A 17,102-nucleotide genomic window follows, 5' to 3' on the forward strand; every position below is an offset into this window, starting at 1 on the left:
TTACATAGAAGGTCAGGCGGGCGATGCGCCGGTTTTGGCCGGCAAATGGAGAGGATAAGATGAAACCTTTGGAAATAGACGTCTTTCTTTGCCGCAGCGACAATTTCGGGGTTCTCCTGCACGATCCCGAAAGCGGCGCGACAGCCACCATAGACGCACCGGAAGAAGGACCTATCCTGCAGGCGCTCGACGGCCACGGCTGGAAGCTCACCCATATCTTCACCACCCACCACCATCAGGACCATGTGGAAGCCAATCTGGCCCTGAAAGACAAGTTCCGCTGCGAAATTCACGGCCCCTACGACGAAGCGGTTGCGATCCCCGGTCTCGACCGTTCGCAGGCCGATGGCGACGAATTCGAATTCGCCGGCCGTCGCGTTCAGGTCATCGCCACGCCCGGCCATACGGCGGGACATATCTGTTATTACCTGCCCGATGACGGGCTGCTGTTTGCCGCCGATACGCTGTTTGCCATGGGCTGCGGCCGCCTGTTCGAACGTCCGGCGGCGGATATGTGGCATTCCTTCCAGAAACTCATGGCGCTGCCGGATGAGACCAAGGTTTACTTCGGCCATGAATATACACTGACGAATGCCCGTTTCGCCCTCACCGTCGATCCGGAGAATGCTGTGCTGAGCGAGCGCGCGGCCCACATCGAGAAGGCGCGGCAGGCGAATGAATTCACCATTCCCACCACCATCGGGCTCGAAAAACAGACCAATCCCTATATGCGGGTGGCCGATGCCGGTATTCGCAAATATCTTGGCCTTGAAAGCGCCACCGATGCCGATGTTTTCGCGGAAATCCGCACACGCAAGGACAATTTCTGATGGGAACGGATATATCGGCGCAGGCGATCATTCGCGAACTGGGGCTGGAGCCGCATCCCGAGGGCGGTTTTTATCACCAGACGTTCCGCGATAAGGCGGGCGGTGAGCGCGGCCATTCGACGGCGATCTACTACCTTCTGGAAAAGGGCGACCGCTCGCACTGGCACCGGGTTACCGATGCGGTAGAGGTGTGGCACTATTATGCCGGCACGCCCATCGCATTGCATCTTTCGCAGGACGGCCGGGAAGTGCAGACCTTCACGCTCGGCCCCGCCATTCTTGAAGGCGAGCGCCCGCAGGTCATCGTTCCCGCCAATTGCTGGCAATCGGCCGAAAGCCTCGGGGACTTCACGCTCGTCGGCTGTACCGTCTCGCCGGGCTTTGCCTTTTCGAGTTTCGTTATGGCAGAGCCCGGCTGGTCGCCGGGCGATGCGCCGTAATTGCCTCAGCCGCCGTATTTCGTGGCGGTGATGTAAACCTGCCCCACCCGGGTCGGAATGATGGCATAGACGGGCGCATAGACATCCATGTTGTTCGATTTGGCGAACCAGATCTCCATGGAGATGGATTTCAGATATTCGATATCCTTGCGCCCCTGCCTGTAACCCGACTTCGGCACATACCGCGCCTTGCAGACGATGGCGTCGCCATTAAAACCATTGGTCTTGAACGGCTTGGTGCCGCTGGAGCTCAAAACCAGATCGAGTCGCGATTCGCCGTCATAGATCGGCAGGCGGGTCGGGCAGATGCGGCCGCCCGCGGGAATGATGAGGCCGGAGATCGGATCGAGAACCGAGCGCAGGTCGCGGTCCTTCACATCCACCCAGTTGTCCGGCCGGGCTTTCGGCTCAGGCTTCACCGTCGTCGATGTGACGTTGCCGTTGCGATAGACAACGTCATAGGTGCGCACCCGCTTGCCGTCCTTGTAGACCAGCGAATATTCGTTGGCCTGCAGCCGGTGGCCGCGCTTGGCGCCGGAAACGGTCGTCTTGCCGGAAATATCCTTGAGGATGCTGGCAAGGCCGGCGGCGCTGAAGGAACCGGAGATCGAATAATTCGGTCCATCCATGCGAGTCGAGAAACTCGCTTTGGCAATCGGCAAAATGCCGAGATTGATGCTGTATTCGCTTGTGTGGCGCGCTTCGGCGGCGAGCGAGGGGGAGACGCCCGCTAACGCTATTGTCGCGGCCACGAAAATGCTTTTTCCTCTGGCAATCATTTCGATATCACCTTAAAAGAGGCGCGGAAGCGGCCTTATCGGGCGATCATATACGCTGACTTGTGGCAATAAAAAAGCGGATGCCGGTTGAAAACGCCGGAATTTCCTTTCATTTGATCGCGAGCGGCTTGACTGTTAAGTCTCGTCTGACTATAGAACCGCAACTTTCCAATCATGGCCAGTTGGATTGCCACGCCGGTTTTGCCGGTGGCGAGCCAGTGGTGAAACAGACGAAACGAAATAGGTGTACCCATGTCCCGTGTATGCGAATTGACCGGCAAGGGCGTCCAGACGGGCAACAACGTCAGCCACGCCAACAACAAGACCAAGCGCCGGTTCCTTCCGAACCTCTGCCAGGTCACGTTGATCTCCGATGCTCTCGGCCAGCGTTTCCGCCTGCGTGTTTCCGCAGCAGCTCTGCGCTCCGTTGAACACCGTGGCGGCCTCGATGCCTTCCTTCTGAAGTCCGGCGAAAACGAACTGAGCATGCGCGCTCGTCTCCTGCGCCGCCAGATCGCCAAGAAGACGGCCGAAGCTGCTTAATAGCGGTTTCGACATCATCTGAATTCAGAAGGCTTGAATGGCTTTGCCGCTCAAGCCTTTTGTTTGTTCCAGATTTTCGTTGCATCGGGTTTCGCGAAAACCGTTTGAGATGTTTTCCTCCGATGCTTGGCTCCAACTGGTGGCATCACCCAGGATAAAAAAAATGCCCTATCTGCGCTTTACGCTTATCTATGTCCTGCTGATGACTTTGGTGGTCGTCGCGTCCAATATTCTGGTGCAATACCCGCTTTCCGGCTCGTTGTTCGGCGTCAATCTGGGCGATCTTCTGACCTGGGGCGCCTTCACCTATCCGATCGCCTTCCTCGTCACGGACCTGACCAACCGCCAGTTCGGCCCCTCCATCGCCCGCCGCGTCGTGCTTGCCGGCTTCGTCGTCGGGGTCACGCTGTCCTTCTGGACATCCATTCCGCGCATCGCGGTCGCTTCCGGCACCGCCTATCTGATCGGCCAGCTGCTGGATATTTCCGTTTTCAACCGCCTGCGCCGCCAGCGCTGGTGGCACGCGCCGCTTGCCGGCTCCATGCTGGGATCGGTGCTGGATACGGCCCTGTTCTTCTCCATCGCCTTTGCGGCAAGCTTCTCCTTCGTCGGCCCCAACGATGCCTTCGCCATCGAAAACGCTCCCATTCTCGGTGTTTTCGCCGTGGAAGCGCCCCGTTGGATATCCTGGGCGCTGGGTGATCTTTCGGTGAAGGTTCTCGTCGGCCTCGTCATGCTCCTGCCTTACGGCGCGCTGATGAACACGCTGAAGCCGATGCCGCCTGCAAAAGTGCTGTGAAAAGCCGATTGGAAGCCCGCGCGATCGGGCTTTTTATTCCACCAGCTTGAATTCCAGCATCAGGTTGCGCTGGAGGAACGAGTGATTGTCATCGGAAACGATGATGAGGCGCGTCGAGCCGTCCGGCCCCTTCACCACATCCATGCCTTCCATATTGTCGATCTGGTAGGCCATGCCGGCTTCCATGAGGATTTCGCCATCCACCACCGCGCCCGGCCGGATATCGGCCCCACGGATGCGACGGATGCGCATGCCCACGCCTTCGGCGAAATTGAAGCGGCGCTCAAGAAGCAGCAGGTCGCCATTCGGCAGGAACGCCCCGTCCGTCACGTCGAATGACGGATGATGCTTGACGGCAAATGTGCCCTTGCGCGGACCTTCCAGTATGGCGGCGAGAAGATTGCCGTCCGTGTCGATACTTTTTTCAGCCACCACGACCAGAGCGCCGGCGAGCGGCGAATCGGCGGGCGATACCGCGAGAGCCTCCAGGCCGCCATTATGGCGCAACTCGTTGCTGGGGATGAGATATGGCAGGCGGTCGAGCGGCTTTGCGGTGGCGAAGCCCGGATCGGGATAGATATCGATCCTGTGGCGCTGCTCGTAACTGACGAAAACCCTGCCCTCGCGTAGCGCCAGCCCTTCCGCATCCATCTCCATCTTGCGGGGCGGTTCGCGCCCGCTCATGTCCAGCATGGGAGTGATACGGGCATCGGCAAGCCCGGACAAAGCACCGCGAGCGTCACGCAAGACCCTGCCCGTCAGCCAATGGCCGGTATCCAGCACCGCAACGAAATCCTCCCCATTTGGGCGGAAACGGATGGAGGATATCGCCCCAAACAGCTTTTCCGGCGCGCTCATCACCATGCCGCCGATAAATTCCAGCTTGCCGAAACGTTTTTCGCTGGTGCCGACCTCGAAAGAGGAAAGCAGGCGCACGCTCACCGGCATATCGATGGTGGAAGCACCGATGGAAACCGGACACAACGATGCGGCCGCCAGAATGGCGGCCATCGCAAGCGTTTTGCAGGCGGAAGAAGCCCGGCCCCGCTTATCCCGCACGGCGAACCCTGCGGGACGAACCGGAAGCGCCGCTCGTATCCTCGAAGAGCGCCGCAAGCTGCTCGGTCATCGCGCCGGCCAGCTCGTCCGCATCCACGATGGTCACCGCGCGGCGATAATAACGCGTCACGTCGTGGCCGATACCGATAGCCAGCAGTTCCACCGGCGAGCGCGTTTCGATCTGCTCGATGACCGCGCGCAGGTGCCGCTCCAGATAATTGCCCGGATTGACCGACAGGGTCGAATCGTCCACCGGCGCACCGTCGGAGATCATCATCATGATCTTGCGCTGCTCGGGGCGGCCGATCAGGCGGTTATGCGCCCACATCAGCGCTTCGCCGTCGATATTTTCCTTCAGCAGGCCCTCGCGCATCATCAAGCCGAGATTGCGCCGCGCGCGCCGCCACGGAGCGTCCGCCGATTTGTAGATGATATGGCGCAGATCGTTGAGACGGCCCGGCGACGCCGGCTTGCCATTGGCAAGCCACTGTTCGCGCGATTGCCCGCCCTTCCAGGCCTTGGTGGTGAAGCCCAGAATCTCCACCTTCACGCCCGAGCGCTCCAGCGTGCGCGCCAGAATATCAGCGCAGGTGGCAGCCACGGTAATGGGACGGCCGCGCATCGAACCGGAATTGTCGATGACCAGCGAAACCACGGTATCGCGGAACTTGGTGTCGCGCTCCTTCTTGAAGGAAAGCGGCTGCATGGGATCGATGATGAGCCTGACAAGCCGGGCCGGATCGAGATAGCCCTCTTCCAGATCGAAATCCCAGGAGCGGTTCTGCTGCGCCATCAGGCGGCGCTGCAGACGGTTCGCTAAGCGCCCGACCGCGCCCTGAAGATGGGCGAGCTGCTTGTCGAGGAAGGCGCGCAGACGGTCAAGCTCGGCCTCGTCGCACAGTTCCTCGGCGTGGATTTCCTCGTCGAATTCCTGGGTGAAGATGCGGTAGTCGACCTTCTCGTTGAAATCGTCGAAGGGGCTGTTGGGACGGCGGGTCTCGCCGGGCGTTTCGGAATCCTCGTCGAGATCGTCGGACATTTCCTCGTCCGACATCTCGGCGCCGTCCATCTCGCCTTCTTCCATTTCCTCCTGCGAGGCCTCGTTTTCATCGGCAGGCGTCGCGTCCGAGCCGGCCTCTTCCTCGACCTGCTCTTCTTCCGTCTCGTTGGTGCGCGGCTGGTCCTCGTTGGATTCCGCTTCCTGGCTCTCGGGCTCGTTATCCTCGTCGCCGAAATCTTCCGCCATCTGCATGGAGGTCAGCATCTTGCGTACCAGCCGCGAAAACGCCTTCTGGTCGGTGATGACGCTGGAGAGATCCTTGAGGTCGCCGGCCGCCTTGTCCTCGATGAAATCGCGCCACAGATCGACAACCTTGCCGGCGCTTTCCGGCGGCTTCTCACCGGTCAGCTTCTCGCGCACCAAAAGCGCCACGGCTTCTGCAAGCGGCGCGTCGTCCTTGTTGTTGATGCCGGCGAAGTTGGCCTTGGCGTATTTTTCCGTGTTCATGGCATGGATGTTGGAGGCCATGCCCGGCATGCGCAGCGCGCCGATGGATTCCACGCGCGCCTGTTCGACAGCATCGAAGATCAGCCGCGCTTCGGCGCCCTGCGGCGACATCACTGCATGGGTATCGGCATCATGGCAGGCAAGACGCAGCGCCATGGAATCGCCGAGGCCACGGGTAATCGCGATTTCCTGCGCAGTCGGCTTCTTGGAGATTTCCGGCAGGCGCATGCGCTCACCGGCAAGACCCGGTCGCTCATTGGCGAAGACGACTTCGACTTCGGCATCGCCGGCGACGGATCGCACGCATCCGGCAATCGCCTGACGCAACGGCTCCGTATCGACCGCCGTACCCGGTTTTGCTCTGGAATTGTCGCCGCGCCCTGCCATTGTCTTTCCTGTCATTTGTCGGCGCCTGCGGCACGCGATCGGAAGATCGCGCGCCCCACCGGCGTCTTCAAGTCATCGGTGATCTTCTCCGGACAAGCCGGGGACGATCAGGCGCTGAGAACGATGTTCGCAGCGCTTTCCTTCAGCTCGACGCCGAAAGCCCGCTGATATTGCTCAGCCACCAGCGTGCGCTCCAGCTCGTCACACTTGTTGAGGAAGGTTACGCGGAAGGCAAAGGCGAGATCGCCGAAGATTTCCGAATTTTCCGCCCAGGTGATGACGGTACGCGGGCTCATGACCGTGGAAAGATCGCCATTGATGAAAGCCGAACGGGTGAGATCGGCCACGCGTACCATCTTGGAGACGGTTTCACGGCCCTTCGGATTGTCGAAGCTCTTCACCTTGGCGGCAATGATGTTCACTTCCTGCTCATGCGGCAGGTAGTTCAGCGTGGTGACGATGGACCAGCGGTCCATCTGCGCCTGGTTGATCTGCTGCGTGCCGTGATAAAGGCCGGTCGTATCGCCAAGGCCGATGGTGTTGGCGGTTGCGAAAATGCGGAAGGCCGGGTGAGGACGGATGACGCGGCTCTGGTCGAGCAGGGTCAGGCGGCCGGAGGATTCCAGCACGCGCTGGATGACGAACATCACGTCCGGGCGACCAGCGTCGTATTCGTCGAAAACGAGCGCGACATTGTGCTGGTAGGCCCAGGGCAGAATGCCGTCCTTGAATTCGGTGACCTGCTTGCCGTCTTTAAGCACGATGGCGTCCTTGCCGACGAGATCGATACGGCTGACATGGCTGTCGAGGTTGACGCGAACGCAGGGCCAGTTGAGGCGCGCAGCCACCTGCTCGATATGGGTGGATTTACCCGTGCCGTGGAAACCGGAGACCATGACACGTCGGTTGTGAGCAAAACCGGCAAGGATCGCGAGCGTCGTGTCGCGGTCGAAAAGATAGTCGGGATCGAGGTCAGGCACATAGGCGTCGCCCTGGGAATAGGCGGGAACCCGCAGATCCGTATCAATGCCGAAAACCTCCCGCACGGACACCGTCGTGTCGGGCAGGTTGGAAATATCAAGGTCGATTTTGCTCATCACGTCTCCAAGGCGGGCGGCAGCCACCCGGCCACATCATCAATCAGGCGGTAAACACATAAGTTGGCTTAGCAGAAACCTGACTGCTTTAACAATTGATATGCTTGAACAACAGCCCGAAAACGCTCTTCCGAACCACGATCGCCACCATTAGCATCAGGATGGTGCTTTTTGACAAGCTCCTTGTAGCGCCTTTTTATGTCTTCCTGCTTTGCGGTGGAAGAAAGACCGAGCGTATCGAAGGCTTTTGCCTCCAGCGTCTTCAATTTTCGGTCCTGCTGCATGCGGGTGCCGCCTGCCCTTGCGCCGCCCGCAAAACCGCCGGCGAAGCCGAAAGGATCGCGGATACGGGCGTTCCCGCTTGCCGTGCCGGAACGCAGCGTGGAGTGCAGCGGGCTGTCGCGCGCCGTCTTGTTGACGCCCACTGTCCAGGTGGGGCGATGGCCGGTGATCGCTTCCTTCTGGTAACGGGCGATCTCGCTGTCGGACAGGCCGGAAAAATAATTATAGCCCTTGTTGTATTCCTTCACATGCTCAAAACAGAACAGGAAGAATTGCCCCTCGGCATTGCGGCCGACGGGTGCCCGGTGAATACCCGGTTTGTCGCATCCGTCCCACTGGCAGGTGGGGGCCTGAACCTCAGGTTCCCTCTCCCTTTTCCGGCGCGTGCGGATGCGATCGAAATATTTCGAATCCAGTTTCATGATGCCCTGATTATGGGGTGCGAAAAGCCGCACAACAAGAATTGACAAAGCGGAATGTTGCTGGCTTTTAGGTAGCCCCCTTCAAGACCAGCCAACGAGAATGGAGCCCGTCGCATGTCCCTGCGAGAACGCATAGAAACGAAGCTTCGGGAAAGCTTTTCACCGGAGCGCCTGAGGGTCGTCGATGAAAGCCTGATGCATGCCGGCCACCAGCCGGATATGACCGGCACGGGCGAGACGCATATGCGTGTTCAGATAGTGTCGGAAAGCTTTTCCGGCAAGTCTCGCGTCGAGCGCCACCGGGCGATCAACGCGCTTTTGAAGCCGGAACTCGATGCCGGCCTGCATGCACTGGCGATTGAGGCGGCCGCGCCGGGGGAAGCGGTGCGGTTCTAGGCACGGCCTCCTTTGTCTCGCGGCCTTAACCCGGATGCTTTTCCGACAGGAAGGACTGTACCTCGGACGCCGCAACATCATCGGCCACGAAGGACTGGCCGATGCCGTGGGTGAGGATGAAGGTGAGCTTGCCGCCCTTCACCTTCTTGTCCTGCGCGATTGCCGCCATCAGCGTTTCGACCGGCGGCAACGCGCCGGGAATATCCTTCATCGTCGTCGGCAGGCCGACGGCCTTCAGATGCGCCTCTACGCGGGCGGCATCGTCCGGGCTTGCGAGGTTAAGGCGGGCGGAGAACTGGTGCGCCAGCACCATGCCGATGGCGACGCCTTCGCCATGCACCAGCCGCTTGCTGTCGTAACTGGTCGCCGCTTCCAGAGCGTGGCCGAATGTATGGCCGAGGTTCAGAAGGGCGCGCACGCCATTTTCTTTCTCGTCGGCCACCACCACATCGGCTTTCGCCTGGCAGCTCGTCGCAATCGCCTGAATGCGGGCGGGGCCGCCGGTGCGGATTTCATCCCAGTTCTTTTCCAGCCAGAAGAAGAAATCCGGCTTGTCGATCAGGCCGTATTTGACGACTTCGGCGTAGCCGGCGCGAAACTCGCGCGGACTGAGCGTATCGAGCACCGCCGTATCGGCCAGAACCAGATCGGGCTGGTGGAAAACACCGATCAGGTTCTTTCCATGACGGGTGTTAATGCCGGTCTTGCCGCCGACCGAGGAATCCACCTGCGCCAAAAGCGAGGTCGGTATCTGCACGAAACGAACGCCGCGGCGGACGATACCGGCCGCAAAACCGGCGAGATCGCCGATCACGCCGCCGCCGAGCGCGATTACCGCATCGTTACGCTCCACCCTTGCGGCGAGAACCGCATCGCAGACGGTGACGAGATGCTCGAAACTCTTGGTCTTTTCGCCCGCCGGCAAAGTCAGCGAAACGGCCTCGATACCATCCGTCTGCAAGCCGTCCATCAGGCCTTCGAGGTAGAGCGGGGCGACATGTTCATCGGTGATGATGGCCGCGCGCCGGCCCTTCATCCGCGCCGAAATTTCGCCGCCCGCACGTCCGATGAGGCCCGGTCCGATCAGAATGTCATAGGCGCGCTCGCCGAGCGGCACATGCACGAGACGTTCATCGGCGTGGATTTCGGAAGGCGTCATGGGGATCAGTCTTTCTGTTCGATGCCGGCTATGGCGGCCAGCACTTCTGTCACGATGATTTCCTTGCGGACATCGCGGGATTCGATGGTCAGATCCGCTTCCGCATAGATCGGATAGCGCTTCTCCATCAGGGCCGCCAGCGTCGCCTTGGGGTTTTCGGTCTTGAGAAGCGGGCGGTGGTCGCGCTTGTTGACCCTCTCCCACAACACCTCAAGATCGGCCTTCAGCCACAATGAAATGCCGCCGCGCGTGATGTGCCGGCGGGTATTGTCGTTGATGAAGGCGCCGCCGCCGGTGGAGATGACCTTGGGACCGCCGCGAAGCAGCCGCTTGATGACCCGCGTTTCCAGCGCCCGGAATTCTTCCTCGCCATAGGTGGCAAAAAGTTCGGATATTGTCATGCGCGAAACGCGCTCGATTTCGACATCCGTATCGATGAAAGGAACCCTGAGCTGCTGGGCGACCATGCGGCCCACCGCCGACTTTCCAGCCCCCATCAGCCCGACGAAGACGATGTTTCGCCGTCCGAGCTTTGCCCGCGCTTGCTCCCCGAGTGTGGCCGGGACGGATAAATTCGTTTCATTCATAGATTTGAAAGCCCGTTTGGCATGGATATCTGCAAATGTTTACGAAGCGTCAAGCCAAATTGCTGACTGAATTGCGGTGAATCACAATCATCGCCGCATGCGGCACGGGCGGAGCGGGCATTTTGATCTTGTCGCCGCTTTCGCCGCACCGCATATACGTTTCGACCGCCACCTGCACGGAGCCGCCATGCCCACCCTCTTCCGCTTCACGATGATACTGGCGACCATCGCGGGGCTGATCTATGGCGGCATGGTGCTGCTCGTCATGGTCGTCAAACCGCGCGACCGCGAAGTGACGGTACGCATTCCTTCCGAGCGACTGAACCCGCCGTCGACCGAACCGGCAAGGCGCACCCCATGAGCGGACCGGCAGGAGGGCGCGACGGCGCGCGGCTGGAAAGTTTTCTGGAAATGATGAGCGCCGAACGCGGGGCAGCCGCCAACACGCTCTCTTCCTATGAGCGCGACCTTGCTGACCTGCGCGAATTTCTCGGCCGTCGCGGCCAGACCCTGACGGAAGCGCAGACGCCTGACCTTTCCGCCTATCTGACCCATCTTTCCGCTCAGGGTTTTGCCGCAACCTCACAGGCGCGACGTCTTTCCACCATGCGGCAATTCTATCGTTTTCTCTATTCGGAAGGGCTGCGCGGCGACGACCCGACCGGCATCATCGATGCGCCGAGGAAAGGGCTCGCTTTACCGAAAACGATGAGCGTCGCCGATGTGAACCGGCTTCTTAGCCTTGCCGCGCAGGAAGCCGCCACATCCGGTCCCGGCCAGATGGCGCGCATCCGCATGCATCTGCTGCTCGAACTGCTTTATGCCACCGGCATGCGTGTCAGCGAACTCGTCTCGCTGCCGGTCAAGGTGCTGCGTCAGGAAGGCCGCTTCCTGATGATACGCGGCAAGGGCAACAAGGACCGCATGGTTCTTCTTTCCCGCGCCGCCATCGAGGCGATGGAAAAATACGAGGCTGCCAGAAAGGCGCTCGCATCGGAGAAAAGCAAGGTGGCCGCTTCGCAGAAAAAACCGGAGACACCGGAAAGCCCGTGGCTGTTTCCTTCCAACAGCAAGGAAGGCCACCTGCCCCGCCAGGTCTTTGCCCGCGACCTCAAGGACATCGCCATCCGTGCGGGCCTGACCCCGTCTGCGATATCGCCGCATGTGCTGCGCCACGCCTTTGCCAGCCACCTTCTGCAGAACGGCGCGGATTTGCGCGCGGTGCAGGAACTGCTCGGCCATTCCGACATTTCCACGACACAAATCTATACACATGTGCTGGAAGAACGCTTGCAAGAGCTGGTACAAACACATCACCCCCTTGCCAAACAGGGCAAAAACCTTGATTAGAGCGACCGGAACCGCCGGATAATCCGGTCAAACCTTGCGCAAAACGATCGGAAACGGATCTCATGCACAATTATCTCGACTTCGAAAAACCTATCTCGGACCTTGAGGGCAAGATCATCGAGCTGAAGAAGCTTGCCGATGAAGACGAGAGCATAGACACCTCGGAGGAGATCAACCGTCTGGAATCGCGCGTCAACGACGCGATGCAGGACATTTATTCCAAGCTCAACGCCTGGCAGAAAACGCAGGTCGCGCGCCATCCGCAGCGTCCGCATTTCGTCGATTACGCCAAGGCGCTGTTCACCGATTTCACGCCGCTGGCCGGCGACCGCAAGTTTGCCGAAGACGCCGCCATTCAGGCAGGCCTCGGCCGCTTCAACGGTCAGCCCGTCGCCATTATCGGCCAGGAAAAGGGCAACGACACCAAAAGCCGCCTGAAGCATAATTTCGGCAGCCCGCGCCCGGAAGGTTACCGCAAGGCAATCCGCGTGCTGGAACTGGCCGACCGTTTCTCGCTGCCGGTTATAACCCTCATCGATACGGCAGGCGCCTATCCCGGCGTCGGCGCGGAAGAACGCGGCCAGGCCGAAGCCATCGCCCGCTCGACGGAAATGTGCCTCAACGTGAAGGTGCCGATCGTCTCCGTCGTCATCGGCGAAGGCGGCTCGGGCGGCGCAATCGCGATCGCCACCGGCAACCGCGTCTACATGCTCGAACATGCGATCTATTCGGTGATCTCGCCGGAAGGTGCGGCCTCCATTCTCTGGCGCGATTCGACCCGCGCCAAGGAAGCCGCAACCAACATGAAGATCACCTCGGAAGATCTGAAGGCGCTCGGCGTCATCGACGGAATCATTCCGGAGCCGATCGGCGGCGCACACCGTGCTCCGGAAACCGTGATCGGTGCGACCGGCGATATCATCGCCAAGGCGCTGGCGGATCTCTCCCAGCGTTCCGGCACACAGCTGCGCGCTGAACGCCGCCAGAAGTTCCTGGATATTGGCCGGAATCTCTAACGCCGGCCTTATTTTCCTTGAATCTCGCCCCAACTCGGCCATAGTCCGGTCACATCAAAAGATGTATCGGCGGCCGCGGGGCGGATCCGATTTGAGTTAAGAAGATGTAAACGGTTAATACCGTATTTAAAATATACACGGGACGGTGTAGAACTGCCGCCGCTTCGTGCCATCGTCTTTCGGATCAGATCATGCGTTTGACACATTTTGCACTTCTTGCCTGCACCGCGCTCGTTCTTGCCGGCTGCAACGATACGCTCGAAACCGTTGAACGCGACGTCTCCCACGTCAAGAACAAGGTCGATTACCCGCTGTCTCCGGCCATCCTTGCCGAGATCGACAAAAGGGGCATGGACCGCACCTCGCCGATCATGATCCGCATCTTCAAGGAAGAAGGTGCCTTGGAAATCTGGAAAGCCAGGCGCGACAACCGTTTCGAGAAGATTGCCAGCTATGAGATTTGCGCATGGTCCGGCAAACTCGGCCCGAAGGTGAAGGAAGGCGACCGGCAGGCGCCGGAAGGTTTCTACAACCTGACGCCCGCGCATCTCAATCCGAACTCGAAATATTATCTCGCCATCAATACCGGCTTCCCGAACCGCTACGATGCCGCCAATGGCCGCAATGGCACCAATCTGATGATCCATGGCGCCTGCTCGTCCTCCGGCTGTTATTCGATGACGGATGCGCAGATTCTTGAAATCTACGGTTTTGCGCGCGACGCCTTCAAGGGCGGCCAGAAGACCGTGCAGCTGCAGGCCTTTCCCTTCCGCATGACAGCGGAAAACATGGCCCGCCACCGCCAGAGCGAACATCTCGAATTCTGGAAGATGCTGAAGGTCGGTTACGACAATTTCGAGGTGACCAAACGCCCGCCGGAAGTGAATGTCTGCGAGAAGAAATATGTCTTCAACCAGCAGACGGAAGGCGGCAGCTTCAACGCGTCTGCCCAATGCCCGGCCATGAGCACACCGCCGGCGCTCGTCAGCGCGCTTTCGAGCTACGAGAAGACCTACGATCTCGCCTATGAAAAGGCGATGAAGAAATATGACGGCATGGCCTGGTACGACCCGAGCGAAGCCGAGCGCAAGGCGCTGGTCGCCGAAAAGCGCAAGGGCCGCGAGCCCGCCTATGCCCCGACCGGCTCGGCGCTGAAGGCCGGCAAGCTGATGAAGGAAACGGAATATGCCGCGCTGATGGAGAAAAAGGCGCAGCAGGTGACCACCTCCTCTCCGGCCACGACCGCAACCGCTTCTTCCCTGCGCGGCCCACGGCCTTCGGCTGTACAGCCCGCCACGGCACCGCAATCGAACCCGGCCCCGGCGGCACCGACGATGGTTGCCTCGGCTACACCCGCAGCAGCCGGCCAGACCGGAGCTGCCGCCCAGAGCATCCCGGTTCCGGCCATGAACCCGCTTGCCTATTCCGCAGCACCTGCACCCGAAGCGCCGGAAAAGAAGCCATTCTGGAAGTTCTGGGCCAAGGAATGAGCGACACGGCCGAGATTGTCTATGATTTGAGGGGGCTTAAATGCCCCCTTCCGGTTTTGAGAAGCCGCAAGAAACTCGCAACCCTGAAGGCGGGAGATGTTCTGACCGTCGAGACGACCGATCCGCTGGCGGTGATCGATATTACGCATATGTGCAATGAGGATGGGCATAGGCTGGTGGAAACCACTGCGCTGGAAAAGGGGCATCGGTTTCGCATTGTGAAGGGCGTGTAACCGAGGTCCAACGCTTACGCGCCGGGCTTACCCCCCTCTGCCCTGCCGGGCATCTCCCCCTCAAGGGGGGAGATCAGTTGTGGCGACCGCTCGCTTTCTCACAAGCTCTGCACTTCGGGCTACTGCATCGATAAGATGTTCGAAGCAAGCCGCTTGTCGATCTCCCCCCTTGAGGGGGAGATGCCCGGCAGGGCAGAGGGGGGTAACCCCACCCACTGATTTCAACGTCATCGCGTGATCTAAAACCGCAACCCCGAAACCGCCAGCGGATTATCTGTCATCGCCTGCCTGTCCGGCCGGTCGATGCCCGGTGCGCTTGTGAAGGCCGCGAACAGGTCCTGCACGAAAGCCTCCGGCAAATCCTTCGTAATCAGCACCATGCGGGTTCGCTGATCAGCCGGATCCGGCCACGCCGCAAGGCGCTCCGGCGTGTGGAAAATATTCTGCACCCCATGCAGCACCAGCGGCCGGGCCGGATTATCCGACAGCTTGACGATGGCCTTCATGCGCAGGAGCTTTTCACCATGTGCCGAGCGCAGCAGATCAACGAACATGTCGATCGCCATCGGGCTGACTGGCTGATCGTGAATGATCGAGAAGGAACGGATAGACGCATCGTGCCGGTTCACATCGTGATGATGGTGGTGATCGTCGTGATCGCCATGATGGTGGTGATGGTCGTGACCGTGATCATGATCGTGGCGATCGTGTACCGCCTCTTCGCCCAGCCAGCGGCCGACATCGGCATTCTTGCTGCCGGCATCGTAAAGGCCGTTATCGAGAAGCCCCGTAGCGCTCCACTCGGTTTTGTCGCCATCCTCGATGGTCGCGCGCGGATTGAGCGCTTGTAGACGGGCTGTGAGCGCGGAGATCGTGGCGGCATCGGCAAGCGTGCGCTTGGTCATCACCAGACGGTCAGCCACGGCGGCCTGTTTCACCGCCTCCTGATGATTGTCCAGCGTGGAAAGGCCGTTCACGGCATCCACCACCGTAATCATGCCGTTCAGCACGAAATTCTGCGCGATGACCGGGTTGCCCATGACCGACTGCATAACGGGGGCGGGATCGGCAAGGCCCGTGGTCTCGATCACCACCCGTTTTACCGGCTTCAGCTTGCCTGTCTGAATGCCGTCCATCAGTTCCGCCAGCGTATCCACCAGCTCGCCGCGCACCGTGCAGCACAGGCAGCCCTCCGCCAGTTCGATGATGCCTTCACCAGCACTTTCGACCAGCATGTGATCGATGCTGACATCGCCGAATTCATTGATGATGATCGCCGCATCGCTCATCGCCGGATCCTTGAGGAGCCGGTTGAGCAGCGTCGATTTTCCGGCGCCGAGAAATCCGGTGATGATGGAAACCGGGATGCGATCGCGAGACATGATTTGCCTGTGTGTTGATGGCCGCTCCGGCATGTCACTGGACGACACGAAACCCGGAGCCGCTTGCAGCTAAAGAAATCGCCCGCGCCTGGAAGCCGCGAGCGATACTGTAATATCATAACATCATCGACCTGCGAATACACAAACCGCATTGCGACCGCGAGGCTCGGCCTCGAGGCAGTTACCGATCATCAGAATGTCGGGCGCGGGATCGGGATCGGCACGTTGGCCAGTTCGCCCTTGCCGGCTCCCTTGGTGGCATTCACCGCCACCGTCTCGCTGCCCGGAATGAGACCGGCGAAGGAATATTCCGGCGGGCGGGTCATTTCCTGCACATAGGGCGAATGGATGACCATGCGGCCAGCCTCGTCGCGGCTTTCGCTGCGCACCTTGGCGGCCTTCGGGTTGCAGATTTCGGCGCTGATATCGTTGACATCACCGGTATCGCCATAGGGCGCCAGCGCGGCGAGCGAAACGCCTTGGCCCGAGGGCGCCGTCAGCCCCATCTGCAACAGATCGGCCGATTGATCGGTGCGTCCGGCGAGGCTGTCCGCGCCCAGCACGACCGTGATGACCGAGCGGCCATTGCGCACGGCCGACGACACCTGGTTGAAGCCGGAGGCACAGATGAAGCCGGTCTTCATACCATCCGCGCCATCGAAACGGCCAACCAGCATGTTGAAATTGGCGTAGTTCTTCTTGCCGGTGCTGACGCCTTCCAGCGAGAAATAATGGGCATATTCCGGAAACTCGCGCTTGATGATCAGCGCCAGCAGCGCCAGATCCCGGGCGGTCGTATATTGTCCCTTGCCGGGCAGGCCATTGGCGTTGATGTAACGGGTGGAGCTCATGCCCAGCCGCTGCGCCTGCGCATTCATCTGCGCCACGAAATTGTCGCTGGTGCCGCCGATGGTCTCGGCGATCGCCACGGCGATGTCATTGGCGGATTTGATGAGCAGCAGCTTCAAAGCGCTATCCATCGTCAGCTTCTGGCCGGGCTTGAAATACATTTTCGAGGCCGGCTGATCGGCGGCCTTCTTGCTCATCACCACTTCCGTCTGCGGGCTGATCTTGCCGGCCTTCATCTGCGAAAAGGCGATATAGGCGGTCATCAGCTTGGTGAGCGAAGCGGGATACCACTTGCGGAAGGCTTCCTGATGGGAAATCACCTTGCCGGTTTTGACATCGACCACCATTTTCGGATTGGCATTTGCCACGGGTGCTGCGGCAACGAGGCCTGCGGTCATGATGGCAACGGCTGCGGAGAGCCGTCTGGCGGCGATTGGCGATTTAAAAGTCTGTGGCAAGGCTTGTCCTCGAATTCCCGTCTTCGGTCGGGGAATG

At 60.2% G+C, this 17,102-nt stretch carries 19 protein-coding genes; 10 read left to right on the top strand and 9 right to left on the bottom strand.

Features of this window, described 5'->3' with window-relative positions; all coding sequences use genetic code 11:
- Window positions 1-59 precede the first annotated feature (59 nt).
- Together gloB and F3H58_RS16530 are read left to right on the top strand one after the other, a co-directional pair.
- Window positions 60-830, top strand: a complete 771-nt coding sequence (gloB, locus tag F3H58_RS16525; protein ID WP_003523305.1) for a hydroxyacylglutathione hydrolase — start codon at window positions 60-62, stop codon at window positions 828-830.
- Complete coding sequence (locus tag F3H58_RS16530) at window positions 830-1,270, top strand: cupin domain-containing protein (protein WP_188128958.1); 441 nt, start codon at window positions 830-832, stop codon at window positions 1,268-1,270. Before gloB ends, F3H58_RS16530 begins: the two co-directional genes overlap by 1 nt.
- 5 nt (window positions 1,271-1,275) lie before the next feature.
- On the opposite strand, the gene F3H58_RS16535 is transcribed toward F3H58_RS16530, so the two are convergent.
- The gene (locus F3H58_RS16535) at window positions 1,276-2,049 is read right to left on the bottom strand and encodes a DUF3108 domain-containing protein (RefSeq protein ID WP_125144924.1); all 774 of its coding nucleotides are present in this window, start codon (window positions 2,047-2,049) and stop codon (window positions 1,276-1,278) included.
- Window positions 2,050-2,301: 252 nt separating this feature from the next.
- Between F3H58_RS16535 and rpmB the strand changes: the two genes are divergently transcribed.
- Window positions 2,302-2,592 (top strand): 50S ribosomal protein L28, encoded by a 291-nt coding sequence (rpmB, locus tag F3H58_RS16540; RefSeq protein WP_003509888.1) that lies wholly within the window; start codon window positions 2,302-2,304, stop codon window positions 2,590-2,592.
- A 163-nt stretch (window positions 2,593-2,755) separates the two neighbouring features.
- Window positions 2,756-3,391: a queuosine precursor transporter gene (locus F3H58_RS16545; protein WP_149742958.1), complete on the top strand. Its 636-nt coding sequence runs from the start codon at window positions 2,756-2,758 to the stop codon at window positions 3,389-3,391.
- 33 nt (window positions 3,392-3,424) lie between these two features.
- On the opposite strand, the gene F3H58_RS16550 is transcribed toward F3H58_RS16545, so the two are convergent.
- The 4 genes from F3H58_RS16550 to F3H58_RS16565 form a co-directional block, all read right to left on the bottom strand.
- Window positions 3,425-4,402, bottom strand: a complete 978-nt coding sequence (locus F3H58_RS16550; RefSeq protein ID WP_188128963.1) for an esterase-like activity of phytase family protein — start codon at window positions 4,400-4,402, stop codon at window positions 3,425-3,427.
- 37 nt (window positions 4,403-4,439) lie between these two features.
- Entirely contained in the window at window positions 4,440-6,344 is a 1,905-nt protein-coding gene (cobT, locus tag F3H58_RS16555) for a cobaltochelatase subunit CobT (RefSeq protein ID WP_127755896.1), read from the bottom strand.
- Window positions 6,345-6,451: 107 nt separating this feature from the next.
- The gene (cobS, locus tag F3H58_RS16560; RefSeq protein ID WP_149742960.1) at window positions 6,452-7,441 is read right to left on the bottom strand and encodes a cobaltochelatase subunit CobS; all 990 of its coding nucleotides are present in this window, start codon (window positions 7,439-7,441) and stop codon (window positions 6,452-6,454) included.
- 68 nt (window positions 7,442-7,509) lie between these two features.
- Window positions 7,510-8,145, bottom strand: coding sequence for a J domain-containing protein (locus F3H58_RS16565; RefSeq protein ID WP_059755848.1), 636 nt, complete (start codon window positions 8,143-8,145; stop codon window positions 7,510-7,512).
- Between the two features lie 114 nt (window positions 8,146-8,259).
- On the opposite strand from F3H58_RS16565, the gene F3H58_RS16570 reads away from it, so the two are divergent.
- Window positions 8,260-8,541 carry a BolA family protein gene (locus F3H58_RS16570; protein WP_065656776.1) on the top strand — a complete coding sequence of 94 codons (282 nt, stop codon included), beginning with the start codon at window positions 8,260-8,262 and terminating at the stop codon, window positions 8,539-8,541.
- A gap of 25 nt (window positions 8,542-8,566) precedes the next feature.
- On the opposite strand, the gene aroB is transcribed toward F3H58_RS16570, so the two are convergent.
- Entirely contained in the window at window positions 8,567-9,700 is a 1,134-nt protein-coding gene (aroB, locus tag F3H58_RS16575; RefSeq protein ID WP_149742961.1) for a 3-dehydroquinate synthase, read from the bottom strand.
- Window positions 9,701-9,705: 5 nt separating this feature from the next.
- Window positions 9,706-10,287, bottom strand: coding sequence for a shikimate kinase (locus F3H58_RS16580; protein ID WP_035262338.1), 582 nt, complete (start codon window positions 10,285-10,287; stop codon window positions 9,706-9,708).
- A gap of 187 nt (window positions 10,288-10,474) precedes the next feature.
- Here F3H58_RS16580 and F3H58_RS16590 point away from each other — a divergent pair, with 187 nt between their 5' ends.
- From F3H58_RS16590 to F3H58_RS16610, 5 genes are all read left to right on the top strand, one after another.
- The gene (locus tag F3H58_RS16590; RefSeq protein ID WP_035239639.1) at window positions 10,475-10,648 is read left to right on the top strand and encodes a hypothetical protein; all 174 of its coding nucleotides are present in this window, start codon (window positions 10,475-10,477) and stop codon (window positions 10,646-10,648) included.
- Window positions 10,645-11,637 (top strand): site-specific tyrosine recombinase XerD, encoded by a 993-nt coding sequence (xerD, locus tag F3H58_RS16595; RefSeq protein WP_149742962.1) that lies wholly within the window; start codon window positions 10,645-10,647, stop codon window positions 11,635-11,637. The genes F3H58_RS16590 and xerD overlap by 4 nt, the downstream gene beginning before the upstream one ends.
- Window positions 11,638-11,699: 62 nt before the next feature.
- Window positions 11,700-12,653 (top strand): acetyl-CoA carboxylase carboxyltransferase subunit alpha, encoded by a 954-nt coding sequence (locus tag F3H58_RS16600; RefSeq protein WP_149742963.1) that lies wholly within the window; start codon window positions 11,700-11,702, stop codon window positions 12,651-12,653.
- 191 nt (window positions 12,654-12,844) lie between these two features.
- The gene (locus tag F3H58_RS16605) at window positions 12,845-14,143 is read left to right on the top strand and encodes a L,D-transpeptidase family protein (RefSeq protein WP_149742964.1); all 1,299 of its coding nucleotides are present in this window, start codon (window positions 12,845-12,847) and stop codon (window positions 14,141-14,143) included.
- Window positions 14,140-14,376: a sulfurtransferase TusA family protein gene (locus tag F3H58_RS16610; RefSeq protein ID WP_137004993.1), complete on the top strand. Its 237-nt coding sequence runs from the start codon at window positions 14,140-14,142 to the stop codon at window positions 14,374-14,376. The genes F3H58_RS16605 and F3H58_RS16610 overlap by 4 nt, the downstream gene beginning before the upstream one ends.
- Before the next feature lie 239 nt (window positions 14,377-14,615).
- Here F3H58_RS16610 and F3H58_RS16620 read toward each other — a convergent pair whose 3' ends face one another.
- Together F3H58_RS16620 and F3H58_RS16625 are read right to left on the bottom strand one after the other, a co-directional pair.
- Window positions 14,616-15,758, bottom strand: coding sequence for a CobW family GTP-binding protein (locus F3H58_RS16620; protein ID WP_149742965.1), 1,143 nt, complete (start codon window positions 15,756-15,758; stop codon window positions 14,616-14,618).
- A 191-nt stretch (window positions 15,759-15,949) separates the two neighbouring features.
- Window positions 15,950-17,005 carry a D-alanyl-D-alanine carboxypeptidase family protein gene (locus F3H58_RS16625; protein WP_161988025.1) on the bottom strand — a complete coding sequence of 352 codons (1,056 nt, stop codon included), beginning with the start codon at window positions 17,003-17,005 and terminating at the stop codon, window positions 15,950-15,952.
- Between the last annotated feature and the right edge of the window lie 97 nt (window positions 17,006-17,102).

The sequence above is a fragment of the Rhizobium sp. NFACC06-2 genome (genome assembly GCF_900101425.1).
GTDB classification, from domain to species: Bacteria; Pseudomonadota; Alphaproteobacteria; order Rhizobiales; family Rhizobiaceae; genus Agrobacterium; species Agrobacterium leguminum.